8 protein-coding genes are annotated in these 8,097 nt (G+C 56.4%); 2 read left to right on the forward strand and 6 right to left on the reverse strand.

What is annotated here, in order from left to right; all coding sequences use genetic code 11:
• Window positions 1-33: 33 nt before the first annotated feature.
• From ACLL9E_RS00700 to gltX, 6 genes are read right to left on the reverse strand one after another with little or no spacing between them, the layout of a single operon-like run.
• Complete coding sequence (locus tag ACLL9E_RS00700) at window positions 34-1,038, reverse strand: HupE/UreJ family protein (RefSeq protein WP_411289828.1); 1,005 nt, start codon at window positions 1,036-1,038, stop codon at window positions 34-36.
• Window positions 1,035-1,847 (reverse strand): peptidyl-prolyl cis-trans isomerase, encoded by an 813-nt coding sequence (locus tag ACLL9E_RS00705; protein ID WP_411289829.1) that lies wholly within the window; start codon window positions 1,845-1,847, stop codon window positions 1,035-1,037. Before ACLL9E_RS00705 ends, ACLL9E_RS00700 begins: the two co-directional genes overlap by 4 nt.
• Window positions 1,844-3,001, reverse strand: coding sequence for a galactokinase (gene galK, locus ACLL9E_RS00710; RefSeq protein ID WP_411289830.1), 1,158 nt, complete (start codon window positions 2,999-3,001; stop codon window positions 1,844-1,846). The genes ACLL9E_RS00705 and galK overlap by 4 nt, the downstream gene beginning before the upstream one ends.
• Entirely contained in the window at window positions 2,998-4,029 is a 1,032-nt protein-coding gene (locus tag ACLL9E_RS00715) for a UDP-glucose--hexose-1-phosphate uridylyltransferase (protein ID WP_411289831.1), read from the reverse strand. The genes galK and ACLL9E_RS00715 overlap by 4 nt, the downstream gene beginning before the upstream one ends.
• Entirely contained in the window at window positions 4,016-4,705 is a 690-nt protein-coding gene (gene ung, locus ACLL9E_RS00720) for a uracil-DNA glycosylase (RefSeq protein ID WP_411289832.1), read from the reverse strand. The genes ACLL9E_RS00715 and ung overlap by 14 nt, the downstream gene beginning before the upstream one ends.
• The gene (gltX, locus tag ACLL9E_RS00725; RefSeq protein WP_411289833.1) at window positions 4,702-6,213 is read right to left on the reverse strand and encodes a glutamate--tRNA ligase; all 1,512 of its coding nucleotides are present in this window, start codon (window positions 6,211-6,213) and stop codon (window positions 4,702-4,704) included. The genes ung and gltX overlap by 4 nt, the downstream gene beginning before the upstream one ends.
• A 142-nt stretch (window positions 6,214-6,355) precedes the next feature.
• On the opposite strand from gltX, the gene ACLL9E_RS00730 reads away from it, so the two are divergent.
• Together ACLL9E_RS00730 and ACLL9E_RS00735 are read left to right on the forward strand one after the other, a co-directional pair.
• Entirely contained in the window at window positions 6,356-7,387 is a 1,032-nt protein-coding gene (locus tag ACLL9E_RS00730; protein ID WP_411289834.1) for a type III polyketide synthase, read from the forward strand.
• Window positions 7,384-7,905 (forward strand): isoprenylcysteine carboxyl methyltransferase family protein, encoded by a 522-nt coding sequence (locus ACLL9E_RS00735; RefSeq protein ID WP_411289835.1) that lies wholly within the window; start codon window positions 7,384-7,386, stop codon window positions 7,903-7,905. The genes ACLL9E_RS00730 and ACLL9E_RS00735 overlap by 4 nt, the downstream gene beginning before the upstream one ends.
• The last annotated feature ends 192 nt before the right edge of the window (window positions 7,906-8,097 follow it).

The raw sequence follows: 8,097 nt of genomic DNA on the forward strand, positions 1-8,097 counted from the left end.
GCGCTTGCAGACTAATATAAAATTTTGCGGCGCTCAATCGGTAAGAACTCGCTGAAGCAGCCACATGGCGGCAATGCTTCCGATGACATAAGCGCTGATGGTCTGAATGTGGGCGGCATAAAATTTGTTGGCCCGGCGCACTGCCCATAATGCCAACATTGCCCCACCAACGATGACAAGCTGGCCGGCCTCTACCCCGAGGTTAAAGGTCAGCAATGCCATAGGCACTTCGCCTTGAGGCAACCCAATCTCGGCAAGTGCCTTTGCAAAGCCAAAACCGTGGAGCAGCCCGAATAGGAACGCAACGACCCACGGCAGGCGCTCCGCCAGGCGCAATTCTCCCGGTTTTCGTTTGACGACTTCCACCGCGAGAAACACAATAGACAGGGCAATGGCTGCCTCAACTGGCGGGCCGGGGACGCTGATCAGATCCAGCGTCGTGGCTATCAACGTCAGCGAATGCGCCACCGTAAATGCCGTAACTGTGGCCGCGACCCGCCATGCGCCGTTGAGCAAGAGTACCAAGCACAACACAAACAGCAGATGGTCGTATCCCATCAGGATATGTTCAACACCAGTGACGAAATATGTGCGTGCGACCTGGCCCCGATCGGGTCGCTCGGCGATAACTGCGACCGGGTTTGTGGGCGTCAGCCGCGCAGCCTGCGTAATGCCATGCGCAGACTGGTACCGCAGCAATGCGTCTGCCGACATGTCCTCCAAGCCGCTTAAGCGGACAGAGCGGCCAGACAGTGGCCTGCGGCACGCAATATTCCAGCGTGCCAAAAGCGCTGCTGCGTCAATGCTTCGCTCGGGCTCCGTTGCCGAGCAATCTTTCGGGAAAACAGGTACGACACGCGCCGCGAGACCCGGTCGGATGGGGGCTTTCCATGTGACCTTATACTGAAAAGCCGCCGGGTCCTGTGCAGTGGCCGCTATCTCGCGAATTTCGATATAGCCCGGGCGCAGATCGTCGGCATAAGCTGCCGAACCAGCGCCGGTGACCAGAAAAAACAGAAGGATGAGCCGGACAATCACGGTTTTGCGATGCGGATATCATATCCGTCCAGCAGCGCCTGATAAGCGGCGGCTTCGCGCTTGACCTGCGTCTCGGCGCGCCAATCATTCAAGACGCGTTGGCGGATATCGGCCAATCTCGGTGTATCTGCAGCAGTAACCGCACGGACGCGCACCGCGTGCCAGCCAAAGCCGGATCGAACAGGACCGCTCCAACGCCCCAGTGGCAGCGTTCGCAGGCTGTCGGCAAATGCGTTGCCAAATTGTTGCGCGATATTGCCTGTGGCAGCTTTATCCATGCTGCGGGGAACGCTCAGCGGCTGCGGCTGAAATGGTTTTCCTGCGGTTAAGACGACGACAGATGCTTTCGCCGCGCTTTCATCCTCACCCAAAAACTGCTGGTCAAAGCTGAACGCCGGCTGTTCGGCGTAGCGAAATTTATGTGCGTCGTAATAGCTTTGCAACGCAGCGGCAGATGGCTCCATATTCTGGATTTCTGCAATAGCGAGGAATTCCATCTTGGCCCGCAAACGGCGGCGAATAATGGGATCATCGGCATCAAGGCCAAGGCGCGTCGCTTCGCGCACGTAGACTTCTTCTTTGATGTAATCGCGGATCAAGTTGTCGAGTTGCTCTGCTGTTGGTGGACGGCGCCATGTCTGTTCCCATTGGGATGCCAGTTGCGCGACTTCGGCTTCATTGATCGTTATGTCGCGGCCGGCGGCGTCTTCAGCGCCAAAATGCGCCATGAGCAGGAATAAGACGGAACCTGCGGCCAGAAAGTGGACTAGCGGCTCGCGCAGCGCCTGCTTCAACCACGTTGTGCTCATATGATAGCAACACCGGGCCCGGGGCGTTCAATCATGATGAGCGGGGTTTTCCCGTCGGGGGTTATATACGCGGCTTCGATGGCAGAGCGGACTTCTGCAACTTGTGTTGCCGCCATGATCGCGACACAAGCGCCGCCGAACCCGCCGCCAGTCATCCGGGCGCCGCCGTTAAACCCAATTGCCTCTTGCAAAAGGACGACCAGTTCGTCGATCGGCGGCACCGTGATTTCAAAGTCATCCCGCATCGAGGCATGGCTTTGCACCATCAATTCGCCCAGCGCGGCAAGGTCAGACCTGGCAAGCGCATCTGCTGCATCCAGCGTGCGCTGGTTCTCGGTGATCACATGGCGCGCGCGCTTTGTTGTCGTCGCATCGAGGCCCGCTGCGGCGAGCATATCGAGGTCTGCATCGCGCAAGGCGGATACCCCCACGGCTGCGGCGGCTGCCTCGCACTGGCGGCGTCGTTCATTATAATGGCCATCGACCAAGCCGCGCGTAACACCTGAATGGACAATCATGATCGCGACATCGTCCGGAACGGGTGCGTCGGTCAATTCAAGGCTGCGGCAATCGATCAACAGGGCGTGGCCTTCTTTGCCTTGCGCCGAAATCAGCTGATCCATGATTCCGCATTTGGTGCCCACAAAATCACACTCGGCCATTTGGGCAATTTGCGCCAGGCGCGTATTGTCGATGTCGGTGCCAGCGAGCGCCAACATCGCCTTACCCAATGCAACCTCAAGCGACGCCGATGACGACAAGCCTGCGCCCTTCGGCAGGTTGCCAGCAATGGCGATTTGAGCGCCGCTGAGGGCATATCCTTCGTTTTGCAATGCCGATATCATCCCGCGGACATAATCGGCCCAGGGCTGTCTTGAATTGCGTTCCAGAGGCGTTTGTAAGTTAAACCTGTCGCGCGCGCCTCCAAAGTCAGCGGCGACGACGTCGACTATGTCGTCATCGCGTTTGCTGACGGCGACCATCGTCGCCGGACCAATCGCGCAGGGCAGGACAAAGCCGTCATTATAATCGGTGTGCTCGCCGATCAGATTCACCCGCCCCGGCGCACGCGCGACGAATTCAGGGGCGTGGCCGAAACATGCCGTAAAGGACGCGCTGACCGTGTCATATAGCGCTTGATCCTGCGGGGTCATGGCTTGCTCCGGTAATGTATTTTGCTCAGGTTGCGCAAATTTTCGGCGGCTGTTTCCGGTGTCAGATCGCGTTGCGCTTCGGCAAGCATTTCATAGCCTACCATGAATTTGCGGACGCTGGCGGAGCGCAGCAAGGGTGGATAGAAATGGGCATGCAGCTGCCAGTGTGGGGCATCAACTGTGCCGGGCGCGCCGTGCCACCCCATGGAATAGGGAAAACTGGTCTGGAACAGATTGTCATAGGCGGTGGTGACGGCTTTCATGATTTCAGCAAGGCGATCGCGTTGGTCTGGCTCAAGCATGCTCATTCGCTGGATGGTAAATCGCGGAAGCAGCAATATCTCATAGGGCCAGCTCGCCCAATAAGGAACGACCGCAATCCAACTGTCATTATACGCGACAGTGCGCGCACCATCCTCGACCTCTTGTGCGGCATAAGTAAGCAGCATCGCTGACTGCTGCTGCGTGAACCATGTGGCCTGAGTCTCGTCCTCGCGCGCAGGCTCTGCGGGTACATAATCTGTTGCCCAAATCTGCCCATGTGGGTGGGGGCTTGAGCAGCCCATCATTGCGCCTTTATTCTCGAAAATCTGGACATATGCGTGGTTGGCCGAAAGCTCGGCCTCCTGCGCTGCCCAATTGTCGACCACAGCACGAATGTCCGCCACCGCCATTTCGGGCAATGTCTTGCCGTGGTCGGGCGAAAAACAAATGACTCGGCAGGTACCATTGGCGGGAGCCGCACGAAACAAGGGTTTGCCGTTGTCTACTTCGCACCCTTCGCTGGGCATCAATGCGGCAAAGTCATTGTCGAAAATAAAGACATTTTTGTAATCGGAATTATGCAATCCACCAGCGCGTTCGTTGCCAGCGCACAGATAACAATCCGCATCATGCATTGGCCGAACGGCACTGTCAGGCGTATCCTGCTGCCCTTGCCACGGGCGTTTGGCCCGATGCGGGGAGACTAAAACCCACTCGTTCTTTAACGGATTAAAACGGCGGTGGGGCTGCTCACTGAACGCCATCAGTCAGATTCCAATCAATCGGGGGACGTCCGTTGCTAACCAGAAAGGCATTGCATTGCGAGAAATGTTTGCACCCTAAAAACCCGTTATGCGCCGACAAGGGTGATGGGTGCGCTGCCTTGAGCACCAAGTGGCGGCTGGCATCGACATTTGCCGCCTTTTTATGGGCATAGGCGCCCCAAAGCATAAAAACGACAGGCTCTGGCTTGTCATTTACGAGGGCGATAATCGCGTCTGTAAACTGCTCCCAACCCATTTTGCCATGTGACGCGGCTTTTGACATTTCGACGGTGAGAACGCTGTTGAGCAACAGAACACCTTGGCTGGCCCAATGCTCCAAATTGCCATCGGTCGGGCGCTTCAGACGCAGATCGCTCTCCAGCTCTTTGTAGATATTTAACAGGCTTGGCGGCGGGCGCACGCCGTGGGGCACGCTGAAACATAGCCCATGCGCTTGCCCCGGCCCATGATAAGGGTCTTGTCCCAAAATCACGACGCGCACTTTGTCGAGTGGTGTCAGATCGAGTGCGCGAAACCATTGGCTTTGCGTTGGGTAGATCGTCTTGCCAGCGGCCATCTCGGCTTCGAGAAAGCCTCGGAGCGCCAGCGTCTCTTTGGCAGCAAGCGCATCACCTAGTGATGTCTGCCAGCCATCCGGCAGCGAGAACGGCGTCATTCTGCCTTAAGCGGAGCCGCCAGCAAATCAGTCCAGGCCTTGACCTCTTTCGATGTTGCCGGGCCAAGTAACTCCATTGCGTGGCGCAAGCGCTCTCGGATGATGTCACGGCCAAGATGGGTAATGGCATCAAATAACGGCACGCCTTGGGCGTTTCCGGTGATGGCGATGTAGAAGGGGCGGATGACATCCTTCAACTTGGCGTCCAACACTTCGGCAGTCCGCCGCAAGCTGGCCTCAACGCCCTCCTTGTTCCACTCAATCATGCCATCGAACTGCTGCAAAGCGATGGTGTATGCGGCCCGCTGGCTATCCAGTTCAAGCTTCACGCCATCACGCAAGCGCTCAGCTGTCATGCCGTCGATGCGATTCATGAAGAACATCGCGGTCAGGCCACCAAGGTCGGACATTTTCGTGATCCGCGCTTGCGCCATTTCCGCGATCGGCGTGAGGTAGCTGTCATTGAGCGCCCATGCTTTGACAGCATCCAGGAATTCGGAAACGCTCAGTTCCTCACGCAAATAACGACCATTCAACCAATCAAGCTTGGACGTATCGAACACCGGCCCACCCAGCGAGATATTGTGGACGTCAAATTCATCGATCAGCGTTTGCAATGAGGTTTTTTCGTCTTCCTCGCTGGCCGACTTTATAAACAGCCCGAGAAAGTTCTGCATAGCCTGCGGCAAGTAACCTGCGCGTTGGTAATAAAGGATACTGGTCGGATTTTTCCGCTTCGACAATTTCGATTTGTCTGCATTGCGCAGCAACGGCAAATGCGTGAGCACGGGTGGTTCCCAGCCGAAATATTGATAGAGCAACAAATGCTTGGGCGCTGACGAAATCCATTCCTCGCCGCGCATGACATGCGTGATGCCCATCAAATGATCGTCAACGACGTTGGCGAGATGGTAGGTTGGCAAGCCATCCGATTTCATCAACACCTGCATATCGACAACCGCATATTCAAACTCGATTTCGCCGCGCAGCGTATCTTGAACCGTGCATTTACCGCTCGTGGGAATTTTCATGCGGACAACATGGGGTACGCCATCGCTGTCAAGCATCGCGTAGTCTTCCGCGGTAAGCGAAAGGCATGTTCCATCATATTTCGGCGGTTGTTTTGCGGCTATCTGGTGCCGCCGCATATCGGTCAGCTTTTCTGACGTGCAGTAGCATTTGAAGGCATGACCATCGGCAAGCAACTGATCGCAATGCGCAGTGTAGATGTCGCTACGCTCGGACTGACGATAGGGACCATGCGGCCCACCCACGTCAGGACCTTCGTCCCAGCTAAGTCCAAGCCAGCGAAGCGATTCAAGGATCATTTTCTCTGACTGCGGGGTCGAGCGCGCCTGATCGGTATCCTCGATACGCAACAGAAACTCGCCATTATGTTTTTTGGCAAAACAATAATTGATGAGTGCAATATAGGCGGTGCCGACATGTGGGTCGCCGGTCGGGGATGGTGCAACCCGGGTGCGGACAGGGCGGGTGATGGCAGTCATGTTTCTGGTGTTACTTTCAATGTCGGTTCGGCGGCCCTCTACCAAGCAACGGCTTGCTTGTCATCTTCGTGGTTCATTTGCTGAGGCTAAGGGTAAAGTCTGCCTAGCGGAAACATTTGAACAGGCGTAGCAGTTACCGTCCATGTCGCAAATTTCTCCAAAGCTTTTATCACTCGGCACCGCCGTGCCCCAGCATTGCATTACGCAAGATGACGTCCTGACCATATTGGCAAACGCCAGAGGGCAGGCGCTACCAGCACGGATGGCTGAAATATTGGGCAATACGGGCATTTCGCAACGCCATATTGCCATGCCGCCAGAATATTATTTCGCACCGCGCAGCTGGGCCAATCGCGCGCAGGTTTATGAAGAAGCAGCCCAGCTGATGTTCAAAGCTGCCGCTACGCACGCTCTGGATCGCGCAAATTTGGAAGCTGGAGATATCGGGCAAATTGTATTTGTGTCGACGACAGGAACGATGACGCCCAGTCTGCCAAGCCGAATGCTTGCCACGATGGGTTTTGAACCCGGCACGCGCTGTGTCCCCTTGTTCGGCTATGGTTGTGCCGGTGGGGTCATTGGCCTCGGTGTTGCCGCTGACCTATACCGCGCCTCGCCCGAGAAGCCGGTTTTGCTGGTAAGCCTTGAGTTATGCAGCTTGGCATATGACCATGCGCGCATGGACAAAAAGGATATGGTTGCATTAGCGTTGTTTTCAGATGGATGCGCGGCGGCGGTGATTGGCAACGGCATAGGACCGGAATTAAGCGACTTTGCAAGCCATGTCTGGCCGGATACGTTAGACATGATGGGCTGGGAAATTGGCGACACCGGCTTTGATCTTGTGCTGGCACGTGACATTCCGGTTTTCGTGAACAGCCATTTTGCACCTGTATGTGATGCCTTCATGGCAACGCACGGGCTCGCCAAGGTCGATATGGCAGAACCTGCCTGCCACCCCGGCGGCGGTCGTGTGGTGGACGCACTCTCGGAGTATCTCGGCAACGATCTGAGCGCAACTCGAGCTATTTTGCGCGATCATGGCAATATGAGTTCGCCAACGGTGTTGTTTGTGCTGGAGGCTTTACTTGCGGCCGGACCGATGGAAAAGCCAACATTGTTAACAGCTCTTGGGCCCGGCTTTGTTGGCGCGATGGGAATCCTCAAGCCATGACATTATTTGACTGGCCATACTGGGCGCTTGCTGTCTTTACCTATGTCGTGGTGCAGAGACTGGCTGAACTTGCCTATGCAAACGCCAACACCCGCCGATTACTCGCAGAAGGCGGCCGCGAGCATGGGGCTAATCATTACCCTTTGTTCATCGTCCTGCACGGCGGCTGGTTGGCTGCAATCGCGCTATTTGCCGCGCCCACGCCCGCGCCTGACATGCTTCTGCTCAATGCCTTCATCGCTAGCCAGACCTTCCGTTTCTGGACACTTGCCAGCATTGGCCGCTGGTGGACGACGCGCATTATCAGCGCGCCGCATTTCCCGCGTGTCAAGCGTGGCCCATACCGGTTCATCAAGCACCCGAATTACGCTTTGGTTGTGGTGGAAATTGCTGTCCTTCCGCTGCTTTTGGGTGCGCCGGCGATGGCGATAACTTTTTCCATATTAAACGCTGCGTTGTTGTGGTGGCGGATAAGGGTGGAGAATGAAGTGCTCATGGAACGTAATGGCACCCCTTGACCCGGCCGCCCTCCGGCGTTAATGGCGCGCATTCCCAAGGCCGGAGGTTTGATTCTCTTCGTTCCTTATGGAAGAACTCAGAATAGCAGCACATTGTGTGATCGGCCGGGTGGGCCAAAGGCTGAGCCTCCACCGCAAAATACGGCTGCCCACCCAAAGTAACCGCTTTAACAAGGTGAAGATATGCCAACG

The organism is Sphingorhabdus sp., assembly GCF_046596595.1.
Taxonomy (GTDB): Bacteria; Pseudomonadota; Alphaproteobacteria; order Sphingomonadales; family Sphingomonadaceae; genus Sphingorhabdus_B.